The 21,762-nt window shown below is 71.4% G+C and carries 20 protein-coding genes; 11 read left to right on the forward strand and 9 right to left on the reverse strand.

Annotated elements, in window-relative coordinates:
• Positions 1 to 4 precede the first annotated feature (4 nt).
• Positions 5 to 2,209: an ATP-dependent DNA ligase gene (locus tag LTT61_RS21760; protein WP_233015909.1), complete on the forward strand. Its 2,205-nt coding sequence runs from the start codon at positions 5 to 7 to the stop codon at positions 2,207 to 2,209.
• A gap of 57 nt (positions 2,210 to 2,266) precedes the next feature.
• Positions 2,267 to 2,446, forward strand: coding sequence for an antitoxin (locus LTT61_RS21765; protein ID WP_233015910.1), 180 nt, complete (start codon positions 2,267 to 2,269; stop codon positions 2,444 to 2,446).
• Between the two features lie 55 nt (positions 2,447 to 2,501).
• On the opposite strand, the gene LTT61_RS21770 is transcribed toward LTT61_RS21765, so the two are convergent.
• Positions 2,502 to 3,122: an ammonium transporter gene (locus tag LTT61_RS21770; RefSeq protein WP_233015911.1), complete on the reverse strand. Its 621-nt coding sequence runs from the start codon at positions 3,120 to 3,122 to the stop codon at positions 2,502 to 2,504.
• A gap of 361 nt (positions 3,123 to 3,483) precedes the next feature.
• Here LTT61_RS21770 and LTT61_RS21775 point away from each other — a divergent pair, with 361 nt between their 5' ends.
• Both LTT61_RS21775 and LTT61_RS21780 read left to right on the forward strand, forming a co-directional pair.
• A complete protein-coding gene (locus LTT61_RS21775; RefSeq protein WP_233015912.1) occupies positions 3,484 to 4,881 on the forward strand; it encodes a PPE domain-containing protein in 1,398 nt (465 codons plus the stop codon).
• Positions 4,881 to 5,624: an ESX secretion-associated protein EspG gene (locus tag LTT61_RS21780; RefSeq protein WP_233015913.1), complete on the forward strand. Its 744-nt coding sequence runs from the start codon at positions 4,881 to 4,883 to the stop codon at positions 5,622 to 5,624. The genes LTT61_RS21775 and LTT61_RS21780 overlap by 1 nt, the downstream gene beginning before the upstream one ends.
• A 154-nt stretch (positions 5,625 to 5,778) precedes the next feature.
• Here the strand turns inward: LTT61_RS21780 and LTT61_RS21785 are convergent, their stop codons facing one another.
• Positions 5,779 to 6,516: an energy-coupling factor transporter transmembrane component T family protein gene (locus tag LTT61_RS21785; protein ID WP_233015914.1), complete on the reverse strand. Its 738-nt coding sequence runs from the start codon at positions 6,514 to 6,516 to the stop codon at positions 5,779 to 5,781.
• Positions 6,513 to 8,540: an ABC transporter ATP-binding protein gene (locus LTT61_RS21790; protein ID WP_233021137.1), complete on the reverse strand. Its 2,028-nt coding sequence runs from the start codon at positions 8,538 to 8,540 to the stop codon at positions 6,513 to 6,515. Before LTT61_RS21790 ends, LTT61_RS21785 begins: the two co-directional genes overlap by 4 nt.
• Before the next feature lie 149 nt (positions 8,541 to 8,689).
• Between LTT61_RS21790 and LTT61_RS21795 the strand changes: the two genes are divergently transcribed.
• Positions 8,690 to 9,613 (forward strand): cation diffusion facilitator family transporter, encoded by a 924-nt coding sequence (locus LTT61_RS21795; RefSeq protein WP_269821779.1) that lies wholly within the window; start codon positions 8,690 to 8,692, stop codon positions 9,611 to 9,613.
• Between the two features lie 57 nt (positions 9,614 to 9,670).
• On the forward strand, positions 9,671 to 10,735 hold the full coding sequence (locus tag LTT61_RS21800) for an AraC family transcriptional regulator (RefSeq protein WP_233015915.1): 1,065 nt from the start codon (positions 9,671 to 9,673) through the stop codon (positions 10,733 to 10,735).
• Positions 10,736 to 10,738: 3 nt separating this feature from the next.
• Here LTT61_RS21800 and LTT61_RS21805 read toward each other — a convergent pair whose 3' ends face one another.
• The 5 genes from LTT61_RS21805 to LTT61_RS21825 form a co-directional block, all read right to left on the reverse strand.
• Positions 10,739 to 11,470, reverse strand: coding sequence for a phosphodiesterase (locus tag LTT61_RS21805; protein WP_233015916.1), 732 nt, complete (start codon positions 11,468 to 11,470; stop codon positions 10,739 to 10,741).
• Positions 11,471 to 11,555: 85 nt separating this feature from the next.
• Positions 11,556 to 12,341 (reverse strand): metallophosphoesterase, encoded by a 786-nt coding sequence (locus LTT61_RS21810; RefSeq protein WP_233015917.1) that lies wholly within the window; start codon positions 12,339 to 12,341, stop codon positions 11,556 to 11,558.
• 167 nt (positions 12,342 to 12,508) lie between these two features.
• Positions 12,509 to 13,261, reverse strand: coding sequence for an RluA family pseudouridine synthase (locus LTT61_RS21815; RefSeq protein ID WP_233015918.1), 753 nt, complete (start codon positions 13,259 to 13,261; stop codon positions 12,509 to 12,511).
• Positions 13,262 to 13,277: 16 nt separating this feature from the next.
• The gene (locus tag LTT61_RS21820; protein ID WP_233015919.1) at positions 13,278 to 14,258 is read right to left on the reverse strand and encodes an adenylate/guanylate cyclase domain-containing protein; all 981 of its coding nucleotides are present in this window, start codon (positions 14,256 to 14,258) and stop codon (positions 13,278 to 13,280) included.
• A gap of 320 nt (positions 14,259 to 14,578) precedes the next feature.
• The gene (locus tag LTT61_RS21825) at positions 14,579 to 14,896 is read right to left on the reverse strand and encodes a hypothetical protein (RefSeq protein ID WP_233015920.1); all 318 of its coding nucleotides are present in this window, start codon (positions 14,894 to 14,896) and stop codon (positions 14,579 to 14,581) included.
• Between the two features lie 334 nt (positions 14,897 to 15,230).
• Between LTT61_RS21825 and LTT61_RS21830 the strand changes: the two genes are divergently transcribed.
• From LTT61_RS21830 to LTT61_RS21850, 5 genes are all read left to right on the forward strand, one after another.
• Complete coding sequence (locus tag LTT61_RS21830) at positions 15,231 to 15,806, forward strand: DUF5994 family protein (RefSeq protein WP_233015921.1); 576 nt, start codon at positions 15,231 to 15,233, stop codon at positions 15,804 to 15,806.
• Positions 15,785 to 16,279 (forward strand): DUF5994 family protein, encoded by a 495-nt coding sequence (locus tag LTT61_RS21835; protein ID WP_233015922.1) that lies wholly within the window; start codon positions 15,785 to 15,787, stop codon positions 16,277 to 16,279. The genes LTT61_RS21830 and LTT61_RS21835 overlap by 22 nt, the downstream gene beginning before the upstream one ends.
• 25 nt (positions 16,280 to 16,304) lie before the next feature.
• Positions 16,305 to 16,616 carry a hypothetical protein gene (locus LTT61_RS21840; protein WP_233015923.1) on the forward strand — a complete coding sequence of 104 codons (312 nt, stop codon included), beginning with the start codon at positions 16,305 to 16,307 and terminating at the stop codon, positions 16,614 to 16,616.
• A gap of 83 nt (positions 16,617 to 16,699) precedes the next feature.
• Positions 16,700 to 17,131 (forward strand): MarR family winged helix-turn-helix transcriptional regulator, encoded by a 432-nt coding sequence (locus tag LTT61_RS21845; RefSeq protein ID WP_233015924.1) that lies wholly within the window; start codon positions 16,700 to 16,702, stop codon positions 17,129 to 17,131.
• 38 nt (positions 17,132 to 17,169) lie between these two features.
• Positions 17,170 to 17,592, forward strand: coding sequence for an organic hydroperoxide resistance protein (locus LTT61_RS21850; RefSeq protein ID WP_233015925.1), 423 nt, complete (start codon positions 17,170 to 17,172; stop codon positions 17,590 to 17,592).
• Positions 17,593 to 17,850: 258 nt separating this feature from the next.
• Here the strand turns inward: LTT61_RS21850 and LTT61_RS21855 are convergent, their stop codons facing one another.
• Positions 17,851 to 21,699, reverse strand: coding sequence for a tetratricopeptide repeat protein (locus LTT61_RS21855; protein ID WP_233015926.1), 3,849 nt, complete (start codon positions 21,697 to 21,699; stop codon positions 17,851 to 17,853).
• Between the last annotated feature and the right edge of the window lie 63 nt (positions 21,700 to 21,762).

Here is a 21,762-nt window from a genome sequence, read left to right on the forward strand (position 1 = left end):
CGAGGTGGTCCGCCGTGAATTCGGTGGCGTCCCGGTCGAGCTGAGCAATCTGGACAAGGTGCTCTATCCGGAGACCGGCACCACCAAGGGCGAGGTCATCGCCTACTACGCGGCCGTGGCGCCGGCGATGCTCCCGCACATCGCCGGCCGCCCGGTCACGAGGAAGCGCTGGCCGAACGGCATCGGCAGCCCGTCCTTCTTCGAGAAGAACCTGGCCGCGCACGCCCCCGCGTGGCTGGATCGCCGCACCTTGAAACACTCCGACCGCTCGGTCACCTACCCGCTGGTCGACTCCGAGGCGGGGTTGGCCTGGCTCGGCCAGCAGGCGTCGCTGGAGGTACACGTGCCGCAGTGGCGGTTCGACGGCGCCGAGCGGGGGCAGGCGACCCGGCTCGTCTTCGACCTGGATCCCGGCCCGGGCGCCGGGCTCGCCGAGTGCGCGCGGGTCGCCTGCCTGGTCCGCGAGCTGATCTCCGACATCGGGCTGCGGAGCTACCCGGTCACCAGCGGCAGCAAGGGGATGCACCTCTACGTGCCGCTGGAGCGGCCGGTCGGCTCGGCGGGCGCCTCCACCGTCGCCAAGCAGGTCGCCACCAATCTGGAGCGGCTGCACCCGGAGCTGGTGACCGCCACCATGGCCAAGTCGGCCCGGCCGGGCAAGGTCTTCCTCGACTGGAGCCAGAACAACGCCGCCAAGACGACGATCGCCCCCTATTCGCTGCGCGGCCGCGCCGAGCCGAACGCCGCGGCGCCGCGCTCCTGGGCCGAGATCGAGGACGCGGAGTCGCTGCGGCACCTGCGCTTCGACGAGGTCCTCGCCCGCTACCTGGCCGACGGCGACCTGCTCGACGGCCTGGACGAGATCGGCCCCGACGCGCTGGCCAGGTACCGCTCGATGCGCGACCCGGCGCGCACCCCCGAGCCGGTGCCCGCCGCCCGCCCGGCGCCGGGGCCGGGCAACCGCTACGTGGTGCAGGAGCACCACGCGCGCAGGCTGCACTGGGACGTCCGGCTGGAGCGCGACGGCGTGCTCGTCTCCTGGGCGGTTCCGAAGGGGCCGCCCACCTCGACCGAGCAGAACCGGCTCGCCGTGCACACCGAGGACCACCCGCTGGAGTACCTGACCTTCCACGGCAGCATCCCGAAGGGCGAGTACGGCGGCGGGCAGATGACGATCTGGGACTCCGGCACCTACGAGACCGAGAAGTGGCGCGACGACGAGGTGATCGTCCGGTTCAGCGGCGAGCGGCTGACCGGCCGCTACGCGCTCATCCGGACCAGGGGCAACCAGTGGCTCATGCACCTCATGCGCGAGCAGCCCGCGGTCGCCGAGCTGCCGCGCGGGCTCGCGCCGATGCTCGCCACCCCCGGCGAGGTCGCCGAGATCGACGGCGCAGACTGGCATTTCGAGACCAAGTGGGACGGCTTCCGGATCATCCTGGAGTTCGACGGCGAGCGGATCACGCTGCGCAGCAGGCGCGGGAGCACGGTGAACGACCGCTACCCCGGAATCGCCGCGCTTGCGAGCGATCTCGCCGGGCACCGGGTGGTGCTGGACGGCGAGGCGGTGGTCTTCGACGAGCACGGGATCGCCAATCTCGCGCTCATGCGGGCGGATCCGGCCGCCGCCGTCTTCGTCGCCTTCGACCTGCTCTTCCTGGACGGCACCTCGCTGCTGCGCAAGCGCTGGACCGACCGGCGGCGGGTGCTGGAGGCGCTGGCCGAGACGGTGCCCGGGCTGCGGGTGCCGCCGCTGCTCGACGGCCCCGGCGCCGCCGCCGTCGCGCACAGCCGGGAGCGGGGGCTCGAGGGGGTGCTCGCCAAGCGCGGCGATTCGGTGTATTTGCCCGGAAAGCGCGGGCACGCCTGGGTGAAGCAGCGCAACTGGCGCACCCAGCGGGTGGTGATCGGCGGCTGGCGGCGCAGCGAGGCGCGCAGCTTCAAGTCGCTGCTGGTCGGGATCCCGCACGACGGCGGGCTCTACTACGCGGGCCGGGTCGGCACCGGCTTCGCCGAGAACGACCTTGCCGACCTCGCGAAACGGCTGAAGGGGCGGGAGCGCCGCACCCCGCCGTTCGACAATCCGCTCACCGCCGACGAGCGCAGGGACGCGGTGTGGGTGGAGCCGGAGATCAGCGGCACCGTCCGCTTCATGGAGTGGACCGAGGCGGGCAGGCTCTGGCACCCGGCCTGGCTCGGCGCGGACTGAATCGGGTTGCTCTCGGTACGCTGTCGGGCACGGTTGTCTCGACGCGAGGAGCGCACGATGGATTTCAAGAACCTGGCCGACCGGGCGCTGGATCTGGCCCGGCAGAACTCCGACAAGGTCGACGACGTCATCGACAAGGCCGGTGACCTGGTGGACGACCGGACCGGCGGCAAGTACGCGGGCCAGGTCGATTCGGCGCAGGACGCGGCGAAGAAGGCTGTGCGCAAGGAGAACTGAACGTCCGGAGCCCGGCACCCCTCTCGAGGTGCCGGGCTCCGTCGTGTTCCGGGTGCTACTTGGTGGCCCACTGGGTGGTGCCGGGCGGGGCATTGAGCGTGTTGATCAGGTCCATGCCCGCCACGATCAGGGTCGGGCCTCCGGCGATCAGGGTGCCGATTATGCCGCCGATGGCAGCGCCCGCCGTGACGGTTGCGATACCTGCCGGGCCACCGGCGAAACCGGCCAGCCCGACCAGTGCGCCGATGGCGGTGCCGATGAAGCCGCCGATCGCGGTGGCGATGCCGAAGTTCGAGAGGAACGCGTCCTGGGCACGGAGGTTCTCGACCGGCGAAGCGACGGGGACCGCCCGCGCCGCCGCCTCGTTCTTCACCGGGGTCAGCTCCAGCACCCGGTCGTCCTCCCGCACGGCGTGCGGCAGCGGGTACTCGGTGGCGTTCTCCCGGATCGCCAGCGGCAGCGATACCAGCACCGCGCCCGCCGAATCCTTGATCTCGACGGTCTCACCGGTGACGGCGAAGGTGCCGTTGGTCAGGGCGGTGACGACCTTCCCGTCCACCATCTTGACCTCGTACCCGACATCCGGCGTCGGCGTGTCGGCGTACGCGACGCCCGCCCCGACGGTGACGACGGTGAGCAGCGGCGCGACGACCGCTGCGATTTTGCGCAGAATCATTCCAGGGTCCCATCTCCAGCACGTATTGAGTGGCGCGCACCACCGCACGACGGATTCCTATCCCCCCGGAATGCGGAATGGAGCCACGAATCAAGCCTGTGAACAGCTACTCCTGAGCGCAACCGTACCCCGGGTTATGGCTCTCGACATACCGAATCAGCGGGTATGTTTCGCCCCCCAAGGCGAGGTTTCGTGGCCCATGGCCGGCGCTCATGGTCGCACGCCGGGTGCCGGTGGCGGGTGGTACCGACCGTGGTCGGCGTGTCGGCGGATAGTCGGTGGACCGGAGGCACGATATGTTCTACGGAGCTCGTACGGCGACGCCACCGGGGATATCGCGTCGGTCAGCTGGGAGGGGATCATGGTTCGGATCACGGACTTCATGGGTCGGGTGGGGGAGCTCCTGCCGGGGAACGACCGGGTCGGGGAGGCGCTCGGCCGGAAGGTCGGGCAGGTCTTCGACTCCACCGTCGACACCTCGGACGCGCAGCGGGACGCGCAGGACGAGGGCAATCGGTCGCGGGATCGGATCTACTCGGAGAACGCCGGGCTGAGCTCCGGGTTCACCGGTGAGTTCGCGCCGCCGGTGCTCGGGCCCGCGGTGCTGGAGAACTTCCTCGGGATGTCGCACGAGGAGATCATGGCGTTCGTGCGGTCGATGCGGCCGGGGGAGATGTACGAGAGCGTGCGCTCCTGGCGGCAGCTGGCGGATGACACCGCCGCCGCGGCCGAGGCATTCCGGGCCGCGATAATCGGCCGGGTGCACGAGGGCTGGACGGGGCTGGCCGCGGAGGCCGCCCAGCTGAAGGTCACCGAGTACGTGAGCGACACCGACCACCTGAAGCAGGCCGCGCTGCTGGTGGCGAACAAGGTGGAGGAGGCGTACTCCGGCTTCAACCAGGTGGTGGCGCAGATGCCGCATCCGCCGGAGCAGCCGGGGTCGATCGCGTCGGCGGTCGTCGGGGCCATTCCCGTCGTCGGCTCCAGTGCGAGCGCCGCCATGTCGATGGCGTACGAGGGGCGGTCGGAGAACGCGCAGAACCGGGCCCGCGAGGTGATGGACACCGTCTACAAGCCGGTCGCGACGCAGTCGGATACGAATGTGCCGCGGATTCCGGGGCCCGCGGTGCCGGGTGTACCCGAGCAGTCCGGTGGTGGGGTGCCGCCGGGGACGCCGAGCGGTACCGGGACGCCGTCCACCGGCACTCCGGGCAGCCCGTCGGAGAACGCCAATCCGGATCAGCAGGACACCGCGGGCACCGATCCCGGCGACGCGCCGTCGACCACGGACGATCCCGGTACCACCACCGGCACCGAGGACGAGAGCACCTCGACGGACACCGACCGCGATACCGACGACAGCTCGACGGATCAGCCGACCAGCCAGTCGCCGGACTCGACGGTCCCCGCCGGCACGGTGCCGACGAGCACGACCCCGACCTCCACCGACCCGACCCGCACCGGCACCCCGTCCAGCCCGTCGACCCCGGGCTCGCCCGGCACGCCGACGGCGACCCCGGCGCCGGGGCGCAGCATCCCGGGCACCGTCGTGCCGGATCAGGCCGCGGCCGCGGCGGCGGCGCGGACGGCGAACCAGACCGGGAACCGGAGCGGCATGATGGGAATGCCGATGTCCGGCGCCCGCGGCAAGGGCGACGACGACCAGGAGCACCAGGCGCCCGACTACCTGCGCCGGGTGCAGGAGGAGCTGCTGCCGCAGGATCAGAAGACGGTGCCGCCGGTGATCGGGGGCGACTGATGCCGCCGAACGCGTGGCGGCTCAGCGCGCTGGAGTTCCATGTGGCGTGGCGGGCCATGGATCGCGACCGGCTGCCCTTCCCGCTCACGCTGACCAGCACCGCCGCCACCGAATTCGAGTTCGAACAGCAGCGGGCCGCCGCCGCGGGGGCGCTCTACGAGCGGCTGCGGGTGGACGACACCATGTTCCGCGCGCTGCACGCGCTGGTGGAGCCGCTGGTGCGGGTGGAGCTGCTCGGGCACCTGCCGGGGGAGCGACGGCTGCGGATGAGCGCGGGGATCGACAACGATCTCGGCGCGCTCGCCACCCAGGACGAGGACGGGTCCGTCGTGCTCGCGCTGCGGCCGCACGCGCACGTGGTGCGGCGGGTGCTCGCGGTGCTGCCGGAGTGCCCGCCGGGGACCGGGCCCGGATTCCGGGCGCACCCGGAGGAGCTGCGGCCGGACGAGAACGGGGCGCGCGGCCGTTCGCACGCGCTGACCCCGCGTGCTCAGGCGGTCCGCCTGCTGGAGGGGCCGCACCGCTGCTACACCGAGATCCGGGTCGACATCGGGCCAGCGCTGGACGGGTGGCAGGAGGGCGGGGAGGTGCTGCAGGTGGTCGACCGCGAGGACGGGCGCTACCTCGTCACCCGGACCCACGTGGTTGAGGCGGTCTCCGGGACGCCGGAGCGGCTCGCCGCCGAGCTCGGGGCGCGGGTCGAGGTGGCGCTGGAGAAGGCGCGAGAGCCATTGCGCCGCTGAGCGGCGGCGCGCGGGCGCGATCGGCGCCGCGCGGCAATCACGGGAGTGGGCTGGCCCGGTGGTCGGCAACGGCGCTGCGTGGGACCGAGCGTGCCCGCCGAGCGGCACGGCGCAGAGTCGCCGGGGCAGTAGCCGGCGTCGCGATACCGGACGATCACAGCGCGAGCGTCAGCCCCACCCCGCCCGCGCAGACCGCGACGACGATCGCGATCGCGATGGCGTCCGCCCGGCCGGGGGCGCTGGGGTGCGCGGTCAGCATGCCGGTGCCGCCGCGCGCGGTGATCGCCTCGCCGAGCTCGGCGGCGCGGCGGGTGGCGACGGCCATGGCTGCGGTGAGGATGTCGACCAGCGGGTTGTCGTCGCCGCGCGGGACGACCGCGGTGCGCGGCCGGAGCCTGCGGGCGGCGCGCAGCACCCGGATCTCTTCCAGCAGCAGCGGCAGGCTGCGCAGGGTGAGCGCGACCACCACGGCCCACTCGTCCACCGGCAACCGCAGGCGACGCAGCGGCCTGCCGAGTTTGGCCAGCGCGGGCGCGATCTCGCCCATCGGGGTGGTCCAGGCGATCAGGAACGACGCCGCGACCAGGACCACGCCGAAGGCGAAGATCTGCAGGTAGCGCAGCACCGCGCTCGCGCCGATCGGCAGGTTGATCAGCGCCCCGGCCAGCACGAGCGCCCAGAACCACCACGGCAGCCTCGGCAGCGTGCGCAGCGGCAGCCGGGCGACCACCCCGATCGCCACGAGGAACAGCACGAGCGCGCCGAGCACCGGCCAGGACGGCAGCACCATGAGCAGCAGGCTGATCAGGAACGCGGCGATCATCTTGGTCCCGGCCCAGAGCCGGTGCACCGGGCTGTCGCCGGGCACCCGGCGGAACAACACGAGGCTCATCGCTGCCCTCCGTCCACGCCGAGCGCGGTGCCGGGCCGGAACTGCGGCGCGGGCGCGGGCACCGGTTCGTGCGCCGTCTCCGGGATCCGGCCCTGCTCCAAGTGCACGGTGCGGTCGCAGACGGCGGCCATGTCGTCCACGTCGTGCGAGATGACGATGAGCGTGTGCCCGGCGTCGCGCAGCCGGGCGAGCAGCTCGACGATATCGGCGCGGCCCTGCGGGTCGAGCCCGGCGAGCGGCTCGTCCAGCACCACCACCTGCGGCCCGCTCGCCACGATGGCGGCGAGCACCACCCGCTTGGCCTGGCCGCCGCTGAGCTCCTCGATCGAGCGCGCGGCCATGGCGCGGTCCAGCCCGACGGCGTCCAGCGCCCGCCCGACCGCGCCGGAGCCGGTGGCCCGGCCGCCCCAGTCCGCGATCTCCTCGCCGACCCGCTGCCGCTGCAGCTGCAGCCGGGAGTGCTGGAAGGCCAGCGCCACCCGCCCGATCTGCTTGCTCACCGCCTTGCCCGCGAGGTCGCAGCGGCCCGCGCTCGGCTCGACCAGCCCGGCCATGATCCAGGCCAGCGTCGACTTGCCGGAGCCGTTGCCGCCGACCACGAGCAGCGCCTCGCCGCGGCGCACGGTCAGGTCGATGCCGTGCAGCGCGGGCGTCTCCCACGGGGTGCCGCGGTTGTAGGTGTGGCGCACGTCGCGCAGCTCGAGCACCAGCGGGCCCATGGGCGCGCTGCGCCGGTCGTCGGCGGGGCGGCGCCAGCTGGGCAGGTGCTCGACGGTGCGGCGCCAGCTGGGCAGGTGCTCGACGGTGCGGCCGTCGGCCAGGTGCACCACCCGGTCGGCGGCCGCGGCATCGGCCTCGTGGTGGGTCACCAGCACGACGGCCATCGGGTGCCGCTTCGGCAGCCCGCCGAGCAGCGCGACGAGTTCGCGCCTGCCCTGCGGGTCGATCATCGAGGTCGCCTCGTCGGCGATGAGCAGCGCGGGCCGTCTGGCCAGCGCCGCGGCCACCGCGAGCCGCTGCTGCTGGCCGCCGGAGAGCGCGGCGGTCTCCCGCTCGCCGAACCCGGCCAGCCCGACCTCGGTGAGCAGCGCGGCCACGTCGATCTCGGCGGCGCGCTCGGCGGAGAGCCCCCAGACCACGTCGTCGGCGACGAGCACGCCGAGCGTCTGGCTCTCCGGCCGCTGCAGCACCAGCGCGGTGCCGCCGAGGTGCCCGAGCCCGGCCGAGCCGGGCCGGGAGACCGCGCCCGCCGTCGGCGGCCTGCCCGCGAGCAGCCTGGTCAGCGTGGACTTCCCGGAGCCGTTGTGCCCGACGACGGCGACGAACTCGCCCTCCGCCACGGTGAGGTCGATGCCGTGCAGCGCGTCGGCGGTGGCGCCGGGGTAGCGGTAGCCGACGCCGTGCATGGTCACCGGCAGCGGCGCGATCGGGCGGTCGTCCGGCGGGGCGTCGAGGCGGTCCCGGCTCGGCAGCCAGGCCAGCCGGTCGAGCACCTCGCCGAGCACGTACCAGGAGAGCGCGGCGGCGGCCAGCATGCCCGCGAGCACACTGACGCCGATGAACAGCCACCACCAGCGCAGCACCAGGTCGGCGCCGTCGGCGATCCACCGGCCGACCGCCTCGGACCAGGGCTGCCGCGCGGTGAGGTTCGCCAGCCCGCGGCTGGTGTTGCGGATGGTGTCGAAGAAGAGCTCGCGCAGCGACGCGAAGAGGAAGAGCATGCCGACCGAGAACGCCGCCCAGACCACCCCGGTCAGCGCGGCGAGGCCGAGCACGGTGAACAGCCCGCCGCCGCGGCGCTTGACGATGCCGATGATGCCGCCGAGCGTCGCGGTCGCGGCCAGCCCGACGGCGGGGGCGACGCCCGCCGCGACGAAGGTCACCAGCGCGGCGGCCACCGAGGCGGTGGCGAGCGCGCGCAGCCGGTAGCGGTGCGCGATCATGCCGAGCGGCACCGCCGCCACCATCTGCAGCGCGGCCGCGAACGGCACCACCGCGCCGACCGTGATCAACCCGACCGTCATGCCGCCGAGTACCGCCCCCGTTGCCAGCTCGATGGGGCGCAGCGGGCCGTGCGCCGCGGGGGTGGCGCTCGGGGACAGTTCGGTCACGGGACAAGTCTGCCAGTCACGTAGGTCTTGCATCCATGCGCATGTACGCATATTTTGGACCGGTGGGACACGATCACGCGCACGGACCTGGGCTCGCACACGCGGAGAGCGCCTCCGCGAAGTACGTCGTGCGGCTCGCGCTCGCACTCGGTATCGGGCTGGCGGTCATGCTGGCCGAGGGCGCCGTCGCGATCGCCACCGGCTCGCTGGCGCTGCTCTCCGATGCCGCGCACGTCTTCACCGACGTGCTCGGCATCGGCATGGCGCTGACCGCGATCCTCTTCGCCAAGCGGAGCAGACCGACCTTCACCCGCACCTTCGGCTACTACCGGGCCGAGGTCTTCGCCTCGCTGACGAACGCGCTGCTGCTCTTCGGCGTCGCGGGTTACGTGCTCTACGAGGCGATCTCGCGGATCGGCGAGCCGCCGGAGGTGCCCGCGGTGCCGGTGCTCGTGGTCGGGCTGATCGGCCTGGTCGCCAATATCGCCGCCTTCCTGCTGCTGCGCTCGGGCGCGGAGGAGAGCCTCGCGGTGCGCGGCGCCTACCTGGAGGTGCTGGCCGACCTGCTCGGCTCGGTCGGCGTCTTGATCTCCGCGATCGTCACGCTGACCACCGGGTGGCGCTACGCGGACATCATCGTCGGCGTCGCGATCGGGCTCTGGGTGCTGCCCCGCACGTACCTGCTGGCCAAGCGCTCGCTGCGGATCCTCTTCCAGCACAGCCCGGAGGGGCTTGACGTCGCCGAGGTCGCCGCGGCGCTCGCCGGCCTGGACGGCGTGGCCGACGTGCACGACCTGCACGTCTGGACGCTCACCTCCGGCATGGAGGTGGCCTCCGCGCACATCACGACCTCGGCCGGGTACTCCGGCGACGACGTGCTGCGGTCCGCGCAGCACGTGCTCGCCGAGCGGTTCCGGATCGAGCACGCGACGCTGCAGGTGGAGAGCACGGACAGCGCGAAGCGGTGCTCCGAGCTGTCCTGGTGAGCACCGATCCGGCCATCCGGCGGACCGGGGCGGGGTTGCCCGGACATAATGTGCGGCGTGGGGCGGGTACTCGATCCGGGCGTTCGGGACTGGAATTTTCCGCGCGGGGTGGCGAGCGTGGCGCTGATGGCCGGCTACGCCGCGGAGCACGGCGTGCCCGCGGCCCGGGTGCTCGCGGGGACGCCGCTCACCCCGGAGCTGGTCCGTAACCCGGACGCGCAGATCGACGCCCGCACCGAGCTCGCCGTCGTGCGCAACCTGGTGCGCGCCTTCGACGATCACCCCGCGCTCGGGGTGCGGGTGGGGTCGCGCTACCGGATCACCACCTTCGGCATCTTCGGCTTCGCCTGCGTCAGCAGCCCGACGCTCGGCGAGGCGATCGAGCTCGCGCTGCGCTACCTGGAGCTCTCCTTCACCTTCTGTATCCCGGTGGCGCACTGGAGCGACGGCGAGTTCGTCGCGGTGGTCCACGACGAGGCGGTCCCCGCCGACGTGCGGCGCTTCCTGGTCGAGCGGGACGTCGCCGCCATGCACCGCATGCTGAGCGACCTGATCGGCCGCCCGCTCCCGCTCACCAGGGCCGAATTCCACTACCCGGCGCCGCGGGATCCGGCGCCGCTGCGCGCCGTCACCGGCATCGACCCGGCCTTCGGCCGCCCGGAGAACCTCTTCGCCGTCGACCCGCGCGTGCTGGACCAGCCGCTCCCGCTGGCCGACCCGAACACCTGGGCCATGTGCCTGAACCAGTGCCGCGACCTGGTGCACCGGCGCCGGGCGCGCACCGGGATCGCCGCCGAGGTGAGGGCGCGGCTGGTCCCCGGCGACGCCGCCGGTTTCACCGCACCGCCCGGGATCGACACCGTGGCCAGGGATCTCGCCATGAGCACCCGCACGCTGCGGCGCAGACTCGACGCCGCGGGAACGAGCTACCGCGCGCTGCTGGACGAGGTGCGGCGGGCGCTCGCGGAGGAGATGCTCACCGCGACTCCGCTGTCGGTGAGCGATGTGGCGATCCGGCTCGGGTACGCCGAATCGTCCACGTTCATCCACGCTTTCAAGCGCTGGACCGGGCTGACCCCCGCGGTCTACCGGCGGGTCCGCTCCGGCCGCGGCCCGCGGTAGGGGCTACGCCCCCTCGCCGCGGCCGCGGCGGCTGCCGGTGTAGGCGATCTCGCGGATCCGGCCCACCGCCTTCGGCACCATCACCACGTTCTGCGGGGCGTTCAGCATGGGGTCGAAGTAGTCGGTGCGCTGCTCGGCGGGCTCGGCGGGGCGCAGCGTGAGGGTGGCGATGTGCTGCTTGGGGTTCCCGAGGCCGGAGGCGTAGAGCCGGAAGGTGGCCAGGTTGTCGCGCAGGTGCTCGGCGAGGTCGGCGATGGAGGCCGAGTTCGGCTGGCCCGGGTCGGGCTCGGCGAAGATCCAGATCGGGTTGGAGTTGCCGAACCGGTACGGCACCAGGCTGCCGTAGCGGGCGCTGCCCCAGCCCCGGGTGAGCGTCACCAGCAGCCGCCCGACCAGGCTCTCGCCGGTGGTGGCGAGCGCGAAGTCCCACGGCTTGTCGTCGTGGTCGAGCACCCGGAAGGCGAGGCCGAGGATGTCCGGCCAGCCGTTCGGGGTGCCGGTGCCCTTGGAGAGCCGCGCGATCACCGCACGCTCGCCGGAGCCGAAGATCGCCTCGAACTCGGGCTCGGCGTGCAGCCTGCCCGCCAATTCGAGGCCGTCCGGGTGAAAGACCCGGGCGTGCCGCAGCCGGGCGCCGATGGCGAAGGCGCCGCGCAGCGCGGCCGCCGGGAGCTCGGCCACCTTGGCTACCGGGGCGGTGGGGGAGGTGAGAGTGGGCAGCGTGAGGCTGGGCATGCTCGGCCCTTTCCGTCGGTTCGGGGAGCGTCGTCGCTGATTCCTCCCCCGATTGCCCCGCGCCCGGAGCGGTAAACGGCGCCGCTCAGTCCGGCTGCACGCTCACCCGGCCGCCCGCCGGGACCGTCCGGAAGTGCGTGACCAGGCGATATGTCCCGTCCTCTGCCCGATCGACGACGTGCAGCGCGTAGCCGGGGTCGGGGGCGTAGTCCATGACGTGGTCCGGGGCTTCCAGCTCCCACGCGCCGCGCAGCACCGAGGCCGTGCTCGGGCCGACCACCAGCGGCTTGCCCGCGAACTGTGCCGCGATCGGGGAGTGCGCGTGCCCGGCGAGCACCCCGGCGACCCGGTCGCTGCCCGCCACGATGGCGGCCAGCGGGGCCGGGTCGGCGAGCGCGATGGCGTCCACGACGGGGCTGTGCAGCCGGACCGGCGGATGGTGCAGCGCCAGCAGGACCGGGCCGTCGCCGTCGGCGAGGGTGGCGCGCAGCCAGGCGTAGGTATCGGCGCTCAGCCCACCGCCCGGCTCGCCGGGGATGGTCGAGTCGAGTACCACGACGGTCAGCTCGCCGATCCGGTGCACCTGGTTCAGCGGGTCGTCCGAGGGGCGGGTGCCGAGCAGGTCGGCGCGGAGCGCGGCGCGGTCGTCGTGGTTGCCCGCGGCGACGACGAGCGGGAGATCGGTGCGCAGCGCCCGCGCGGCCTGGGCGTACTGCTCCGGCTTGCCCGCGTCGGTGATGTCGCCGGTGTGCACGATCGCGGCGGGCGGCTGCCGGAGCCCGGCCAGGTGGGCGAGGACCCGCGCCGCCCGTTCGGCATTGCGGGCGCCGAGATCGAAGTGGGTGTCGCTGACCTGGGCCACCAGGATCATCGGCGTATCGCCTTCCGCGGAAGACCGCATCGTTCGTCGGGAGCCGCCCGGACACCGGGCCCTTCCAGGCTAGAACAGGGGGTGATCCGGGGCCACGGTGAGGTGGGACACGGTTGGTGAGGAGCTGGTCGGGGTTGTGTTTCACTCCTCGCCGCCGAACTCCGGGCTCAGTCGGCCAGCGCTGTCCCGGCGGCGCGGAGGGCCTCGTCCGGCCGCACGCCCGGTAGGGCGAGCCAGAAGTCCGGGCCCGGGTCGGCGGTGAGCTCGAGCGGTGCGGGCGCGTGGTCGAGGTGCAGTCGCCACGAGTGCAGGGCGGTGCGCGGCTCCGCCCCGCCGCGGTCGAAGAGCGGATCGCCGACCAGGGCGTGGCCGATCCAGGCCAGGTGTACGCGGATCTGGTGCCGCCGTCCGGTGATCGGGCGGATCGCGAGCAGGGCCCGCTCGCCCTCCCGGTGCACGGTGTGGAAACGCGTGGTCGACGGGTAGTTCTTGCCGGGAAGGACGTCGCTGTCCGCCACGGACCAGCGATCATCGATCCGCCGGATCGCCTCGCGCGGCGCCGCGATCCGCACCCGGTTCTTCCGGCCGACGCCGAGCGGCAGCTCGATGACGCCGTGCTCGGGCAGCTCGGCGCCGGTGACCACCGCGAGGTACGACTTGACCGCCGTGCGCGCCGCGAACTGCTTGGTGAGCGGCCCGTGCGCGGCGAGCTCCCTGGCCAGCAGCACCAGCCCCGAGGTCACCTTGTCGATGCGGTGCACCGGGTAGAGCGTCTCGCCGGCCGCCCGGGCGAGCTCGACCAGGTCGGTGTCGTGCCGCTCCCCGGTCACCGAGATCCCGGCGGGCTTGTTCAACGCCAGCACCGCGTCGTCCTCGAAGAGCAGGCAGGCGCGTCGCAGGGTCGCCCAGTCGGTATCCATCCGGACGAGCTTAGGATCAGCGCCGTTCGCGGGTGCGCAGCACGTGCGGGCGCAGCCGGTTGAAGCCGCGCACCCGCACGCTGCGCAGGTGCCGGATCGAGTACTGCGGCTCGTCGGCCAGCGCGCTCGCCGTCGCGTCGTCGATCAGCACCGTGCCGGGCCGGGCCACGCCGGTGAGCCGCGCCGCGATGTTCACCACCGAGCCGTAGAGGTCGCCGAAGCGTTGCAGCGCGGGCCCGTAGGCGACCCCGACCCGCAGCTCCGGCGTGCCGCCGACCATCATGGTCGACTCCTGGACGGCCAGCGCGATCTTCGCCGCCTGCAGCGGCGTCTCCGCGGCGAACATGACCTCGTCGCCCACGTTCTTGATCACCCAGCCGCCGTTCTGCGTGATCGCGGCCGTCGTCGTCGACTCGAACGCCTCGAGCAGCATGCCGAGCTCGTCCGGGTGCAGGTGCCTGGTGAGCCGCGTGTAGCCGACCATGTCGGCGAACCCGACCGCCAGCGTCCGGGTGCTGTCCTCGCTCCCGTTCCCGTCCAGCGACCGGGTGATCGCCGCCGCGAGATGCCGCCGCCACGCGTACTTCTGCAGCTCCTCGAACTGCGCCACCGCCGATTCCGTTGCCGCGCGGACACTCTGGGGCGACCCGTCCGAGCGCTCCAGGATCTCCGATGCCACCAGCTCGGCCTGCCACTCGGCCAGCCGGGCCATGCTCTGCCCCAGCGTGCGCGCCGCCGCCGCGGCAGCCCGCGAATCGGTCTCCTCGAATACCGCGAGCCCGCGGAACCCGCGCACCGCGGCGACGTCGGCATCGGTGTACTCCACCGCGTCGTCGGCCCCCGCCGGGAAGCCGAGCGCGCTCCACAGCCGCCGCGTGGTCTCCGGCTCGACCCCGGCCAGCTGCGCGACCTTCGTGCGGTCGTACCGCCGCTCGCCGTCGAGCAGGTACGTCTCGATGATCGCCCGGGCCTGCTCGGAATTCTCGGTGGAGACCATGGGATAACCCTACGGTGCCGGGTGGTCGGTCCGGGAGGGCTCGTGAGAGGTCACTATCCGGCCCACCAGTGCTCGAGTTCCTCGTCCTCCCGGATACCGAGCGGTGGCCGGTAGCCGCTCGGGAGCGGGAATTCGGTGGCCCCCGTCCGGACGGCGATCTCCAGGATCGCGGCTGTGTCCGGTCGTCTTCGCTGTCCGAGAGCGCCGTGAATTCCGTGCCGGCGTCGAGGGTTTCGCGAAGCCGTCGATCAGGTGCATCGACACGCAGGCATTGTGCCGGAGCCCGCCGCCCTTATCGCGGCGGCGGGCTCGCCGCAGGACTACGCCTGGATGACCTCGACCCGCGTCAGCGCGTTGAACGAGTCGCACGCCGCCCACGACTGGTTCTGCCCGTACTGGATCGGCCCGTACTTCCAGTACGTGAACGGCACCGGCCAGGCCACGCAGGTCAGCTTCACCTGATGCCAGGTCGGCAGCTCGCACATGGCCATTCCACCGGTGTTGAAGATGTTGTAGACGCGGCAGTTCGCCTGCCACACCGGCACATCCGCCTGGGCAACGCCGCTCCCGGCGAGCACGGCGGCGCCGGTAGCGGTGGCGACGACGGCACTCGCGGCGAGCCGCTTCACAGAAAGCATGGTCGAACCTCCTGAGTCGATGTTGTCTGGAAGATCGCTGGCAGTTCTCAGATGTTACTCAGAAAGGTGCTGAAGGCTGCGCATCCCGGATTGCCGATCATGCGCCGGTTCGGCGATCAGTGGTCGGTGCTCGGCCGGACGGCCGGAGTGATGGATCCGGGGGCGGTGCGACCCCTGCTGGTAGCCCGCGAATTGCCAGACCCGGTACCGGCGAGCCCGCACGCGAGTAGGCTCGATCCGGTCGGGAGAATTCGACCGGGAGCACCGCTGAGCCCGGTCGTCACTCGGCCGACGAAGCAGGGATCCCTTCTCGCGGGTCCCGGTCAGGAGCGTCATGACGACGCCACAGCTCGAATCCATCTCCCCGCGGCAGGTCACCCGGCTCGCGCTCCGCCCCGCTCCGGAGCCCGCGTCGCACGCATCGGTGGTGCGCCCACCCCGCCCCGGGCTGGTCGACGGCGCCTGGTGGCCGCGTACGCTCGACCTCGTCGCCGAGCTGCGCACCCTCGCGCCCCGCCTCGCCGAACGCCTCGGCGCGGTGGAGCGGATCACCTATGACCTGGCTGCCTGGCAGCCCGCACCGAAGCGGATGCTGCTCGACGGCCGGGTGGTGCGCCTGGACGGGTACGGGTACGGCCCGGCCAGGGGCACTCTCGGGGTGCTCGGCGTCGACCGCAGCCGCGTGCTGCTGCTGGTCGTCCCCGCCGATGCCGCCCCGGCGATCGCCCGCTCCCTGCTGAGCGCGGCCGGTGCGCCGCCCGGGCGGGAGTACACCGGAGCCGAGCTGACCGCCGCAGGCTTCGCCGGTGGTCTCGCTCGGGAACAGGCCGCCACAGCGACGGCCCGCTGGGACAACGAGGGCGGCCACGGCGCGGCCGGAGCGCGGGCATGGACCGGGGGGTGGGGATGATGCCCCCGCCGCACGACGGTGCCGCCGAGCACGGGCTCGGCCGCTCACCCGACGCGGACGGCAGGCAACCCTTCGCGGCCCCGACCCGCACCCCGCGATTACTGCTCCGCGACCGGGACGACCCGTCCGAGCGCGTCGACGGCGCCTGGTGGCCCCGGACCGGAAACCTCACCAGCGAGCTGCACGACCTGATCGCCGTGCTCACCCCGCGGCTCGGCGCGACTCTCCGCGTCGCCTTCGACTGGAACGCGCTGAGCCTCTCCCAGCGGAGCATCGACGCGCCGGACGGGATCGAGGTCGACGGCCCGCTTCCGGACCAACCGGCCGGAGTCATGTACGTCTTCGGCGCCGACGAGGAGCAACTCCGGCTGCTGGTGATCGATGCCGCGACCGAGACCGAGCGCGCCACCGCGCAGCTGAATCGCGCCTCCGGCACATCGCCATCCGCAAGACCGGCCGCGCCGCGCGGCTGAGCGAGCCCGACCCGAGGAGTTCCCCATGCGCGATCCCGGCACCTCCGAGCACGACGACAACGGCTTTGCTCCCGATCGTTCTCGAACCACGAGAAGTCATGCGGGAGAAGGAATTCAGGACGGGTACAACATTCCAGGCATCATCCTGTGGGTGCTCGGAATCGTGGCGCTCGGCGGGAGCCTGACCGCCGCGGCCTACGGATTCACCGGGTGGGCGATCATCGCCGCGGCCCTCTGCGCGATCGGGATCCTCGGTGGCTCGGCGTGGCTGTTGCTCGAGCATCGCCGGATCAAGGCGCGCGAGGGGCTCGCCCTCGCCGATCCGATGGGGCACTGACCCGGTGGCGTGACGTCTATCCCGTGCCTTCGATTTCGGGCAATTGGATTGTGGGCAACTAAAATGTGCGCTACCTTGTGGGAGTGGATGTACTCGCCCTCGACCAGCAGCTCTGCTTCGCGCTGTACAAGGCGTCGCGGGCGGTGACATCCGTGTATCGGCCCGCACTCGCCGAACTCGACCTCACCTACCCGCAATACCTGGTGATGCTGGCGCTGTGGGAGCGGGACGGCCGCGAGGTGCGCGACCTCGGTCACGAACTGGAGCTCGACACCGGCACGCTCTCGCCCCTGCTGCGCCGCCTGGAGCGCAGGCGGCTGGTGCGCCGCGAGCGTCAAGCTGCCGACGAGCGGCGGGTCACGGTGCGCCTCACCGCGACAGGCGCGGCGCTACGAGAGCGCGCGTTCGCGCTGCCGCAGCTGCTGGCACCACGCACTGGGCTCACCGGGGAAGAAGTGGCCGAGCTCCGCTCGACCCTCGACCGGCTGACCCGCACCGTGCACCAGGCGGCGTGACACCGCACTTCGACACCCATCCGACGACAGGAGAACACATGAAAGCCCTCTACACCGCCGAGGCCATCGCGAGTGGCGACGGCCGCAACGGCACCGGACGCACCTCGGACGGCAAGCTCGAGGTGACCCTGGCCACGCCCCCCGAAATGGGTGGTTCGGGCGAGGGAACCAACCCCGAGCAGCTCTTCGCCATCGGCTACGCGGCGTGCTACCACTCCGCCCTGCGCATGGTGGCCAAGCAGGCGGGCGCGAACGTCGACGACTCCTCGGTCGGCGCGCGCGTCGGCATCGGGGCACTCGACGGCGGCGCCTTCGGGCTCGAGGTCACCCTGGAGGTGACGCTGCCGCATCTCGACCACGCCACGGCCCAGAGCCTGGCCGACAAGGCCCACCAGGTGTGCCCGTACTCCAACGCCACCCGCGGGAATATCGACGTCACGATTACCGTCACCGACGACTGACAGCCCCCGCTGCGAGGTCTCCGGCAACTCGGCCGACTCCGGTCGCCGAACCGCCGGAGACCTTGTCGCGTTCGGGACGTCTCCGGTGTCCTTCTGGAATTGTGATCTGGTCGGAACCGTTCCAAGTGTCCCGTAGGTGTCCTCGGCGGGGCGTGTCGAACATGGGAACGGGGGTGATCAGCGGTGGGGCGGCCGATTGGTGGTCCACGCTGAATACCAGCTGTAGGCGCTCGACTCGCTGTCTGACGGTGGGGGCCTCTACTTGCTGTCTCCCCGGAGGTGTTGGCGTAGAGCCGCTGTGGTGACGGGGTCGAGCGCGTCGAGGACCGTGTCGACGGTGTGCTGGTCGAGGTAGTCGCGCTGGGTCGCCAGGAGTTCGAGGTCGGTCGGGTCGAAGACGCCGGTAAACTGCTTCCAGCTGACGGCTGCGCCGACGAGCACGCTGAACGCTTCCCCATGCCTTCCATCCTCCGCCAGCACGCTACCCAGCGCGGTCAACTCCTGAGAAGCGCTGCGTTCGTCGCCGGTGTCGCGGAATGCCTGCTGAGCTTGGCGGTAGTGGTTCTCGGCTTGGTCGAAGCGCCGTTGGTCCTGGGCGACCGTGCCGAGTTGGTGGTAGGTGCGCGCGGCGCTGTGCCGGTCGCCGAATTCGAGTAGCAGGTCGAGGGCTTGGCGGTAGTAGTTCTCGGCTTGGTCGAAGCGCCGTTGGTCCTGGGCGACCGTGCCGAGTTGGTGGTAGGTGCGCGCGGCGCTGTGCCGGTCGCCGAATTCGAGTAGCAGGTCGAGGGCTTGGCGGTAGTAGTTCTCGGCTTGGTCGAAGCGCCGTTGGTCCTGGGCGACCCTGCCGAGTTGGTGGTAGGTGCCCGCGGCGCCGTGCCGGTCGCCGAATTCGAGTAGCAGGTCGAGGGCTTGGCGGTAGTAGTTCTCGGCGTGGTCGAAGCGCCGTTGTTCCTGGGCGGCCATGCCGAGTTGGTGGTAGGTGCTCGCGGCGCTGTGCCGGTCGCCGAATTCGTTTTTCAGGTCGAGGGCTTGGCGGTAGTAGTTCTCGGCGTGGTCGAAGTGCCGTTGTTCCTGGGCGACCCTGCCGAGTTCGTGGTAGGTGCCCGCGGCGCGGTGTCGGTCGCCGAATTCGTTTTTCAGGTCGAGGGCTTGGCGGTAGTAGTTCTCGGCGTGGTCGAAGTGCCGTTGTTCCTGGGCGACCCTGCCGAGTTCGTGGTAGGTGCCCGCGGCGCTGTGCCGGTCGCCGAATTCGAGTAGCAGGTCGAGGGCTTGGCGGTAGTAGTTCTCGGCGTGGTCGAAGCGCCGTTGTTCCTGGGCGGCCATGCCGAGTTGGTGGTAGGTGCTCGCGGCGCTGTGCCGGTCGCCGGATTCGAGTAGCAGGTCGAGGGCTTGGCGGTAGTAGTTCTCGGCGTGGTCGAAGCGTCGCTGTTGCTGGGCGACGATGCCAGCGAGGTGCAGCAGTTGCGGCAATTCGCGGGGGGCGTCCGGGTCGGTGCGGGCAGCGAGGTGAGTGATGACGTGATCGAGCAGTTGTTCATGGGCGCGTTGCTGGCGAGTCTGATCCAGGAGTTCTTCGATGGGTAGCAAAACCGGAAGGGTGGGTTGGTGCTGGTGCAGAGCGGTGTCGATCGCGGCGGTGAAGTTGGCATAGCTCGCGGTGGTGGCGACGCGGGCGGTGGCACGTTGGTCGGCGTTGTTGCCGGTGAGCATCGCGTGCAGCGCGTTTCCCAGGTCGGTGTGGAGGCGGTAGTGGGTGTACTGGGCGGTGGGCCACCAGGTGGGGTGGCGGGTGTGCAGGGCGCGGCGCAGGAAGTAGGGCAGGATCGGCAGCACCTGTACCCAGCCCTGCATGGCGTCGTGGGGTGCGGCCAGCCCGATGTGCATGGCAGCGGCGAGTCCCGCGGCGATGTCGATGGTGCCCCACGGATCCTGGCTCGGTTGGTTCTCGTTCAGCAACTGCTGGTAGCGGGTGAGGAATTCTCCGCCGGGGATGGTGGCGGTGAACGGTGCCAGCAGGGCGAGGCTGGTTTGCAGGGCGGGGTCGAGTTTGGCGTGGCTGTATTCGATCGCCTTGGTGATCAGTCCGACCGGGTCCACGGTCTCGCCACCGGCTTCGAGTTCTTCGAGCACGTGGCTTGGTGGGGTGGAGGCGAGTATGGGCAGTACCACTTCCAGTGGGAGGGGATATCCGCCCAGCAACTTCAGCAGTTCGTCCAGAGCGTCGCGTTGTTCGGGGTCGTCGCGGTATGCGGTGGCGTGGTGGCGGTCGAGGATTCTGTCGGCCAGGACCGAGGCTGCTTGCGGGTCCAACCCGCCGAGCTGATGAGTATTGGTACCGAAACTGTCGGAAGCGATCCACGTTTCGGGTTCGCGTGAACCCCACATCACCAGGGTTCGGCCTGCTCGCAGCCGCGCGGCCCATGACCGTAGTGCTTGTTGTTCGGTGTCGGTGAGGGCGTGCGGGATGGCGGCGGGTGCGGCGGTGATGGATTCGGTGTTGTCTAGGATCAGCAGGTGTCGTTGCGAGCGCAGCGCGCGGGCGACTCGTTCCCGTCTGGCGGTTCCGCCCAGCGAGTCCCAGGTGGCGAACTCGATCTTATCGGGCCAGAGGCGGGTGGCGATGTCGCGGGTTATCTGGTCGACGGTCCAGGCGCGGTGTTCGTAGCTGTAGGTGAAGACTTCCTCGACGAGGCCGGTGCGCTGCCACCACCACCCCAGGTGCGTAAGTAGCGTGGACTTGCCGGCCCCGGCCATCCCTTGGACGAGGACCTGGTTGCGCTCGGGGTCGATGAGCAATCGGCGTTCGATGCCTTGCACGTCCAGGTCGCGGCCGACGAACCCGTACTCCGTGAACGGCTCCTCACCTACAGTGGCTTCCCGCGAGAGAAAGGCCTCTTCCTCGGCGAGTTGCATAGGCCGTACTGCGATGTCGATCGTGTGCTGCCGGAAAGCAACGGGAAGCACCCAGTCAGCAAGCGGCAAGGTCTGATCGAAATAACCCTGCCGGTCCGGGATATCGAAGAGCTGGCGGCGCATCAGCCGCAGCGCGAGTTCCGGGGCTGTTCCGCGGGCGAGGTTCTTGTACAGGATGGGCATGGCCAGGGCCGCTGCGGTGACGGTGACCGAGTAGGCCATGCCGAGCACGTACGGCACCCCGGCTTCGACGAGTTGCTGGGCGAGCGCGGCTTCGCTGCTGGACTGCATCGCCGACTGGCATGCGTTGAGCACCGCCATCGGAACGAGGTGCTCGTCCAGAAGGCCAGCGATCTCGCGGGCCGAGCGGGGATCGGCGACACCGACCCTGCCGGTGTCGAAGAACAAGAACCCCTGCTTGCCTGCGAAGCTCGCCGCATCTCCATCCAGAAGGTAGCGGCCCGCACGGGATTCGTTTTGCATGGTGGACTGGTCGGCGAAGCTGCCGTGGACGTCGAAGTGGACGAGCTGGTACCAGCCAAGGCCGTGTGCCGCGCGGGTGGCTTCCAGATGTGCGCGGAGCCCGGTCCAGGTACCGGGGCGGACGAAGTCGATACGGACCGGGATGTCGGCTTGCCGCACGGCGTCCACGAGCGGGCGGGAAATGGTCCGGTATCCGACATCGTTCGCGCCACCGGGGCGGGCAGTCACCACCAGGATGTTCAGAGTCGGCCAGGGCCCGGCGGTCTCGAACCGAGCCGACCGGGCCTCGACCCCTCGGGTGATCGGTATTCGCAGTGCTAGTGGCGAATCGAGTGCAGGGTCGAACAAGGCTTCCCAGTGCAGACGGTGCAGGCTCGCGCCGCCCACGACCTCGATGCGGCAACCTTCGAAGCCTCGCCGACGCATCAGCTGATACTCCAACCCCGCCGCACCCCCGAAGACCTGAGTGAACAAGTCGCGTCCGTACTCGCGCAGGACTTCGACCGCGGCACGGCGGCGGTCGCCGTCGAGGAACGGGAACCGCAGGTGCTGCTCGAAATACCACGCCAGCAGTTGCTCGTCGTCAGCCGAGGCGGGATCGGTGACTGACACGTCGAACTCGGTGCCCTCACTCGGGTACGAGACCCGCACGAGATGCGACCCGTCCTCATCGACCCCGCGCTCGACGAGCCGGACCACTGACTCCACCACTGCAAGACCTCCCCGCTCAGCACCACCTCACGTCCCCGGCCCGAGTGATAGCTGCGACCTTAT

Origin of the sequence: Nocardia asteroides, assembly GCF_021183625.1 — a bacterium.
Classification (GTDB): Bacteria; Actinomycetota; Actinomycetes; order Mycobacteriales; family Mycobacteriaceae; genus Nocardia; species Nocardia asteroides_A.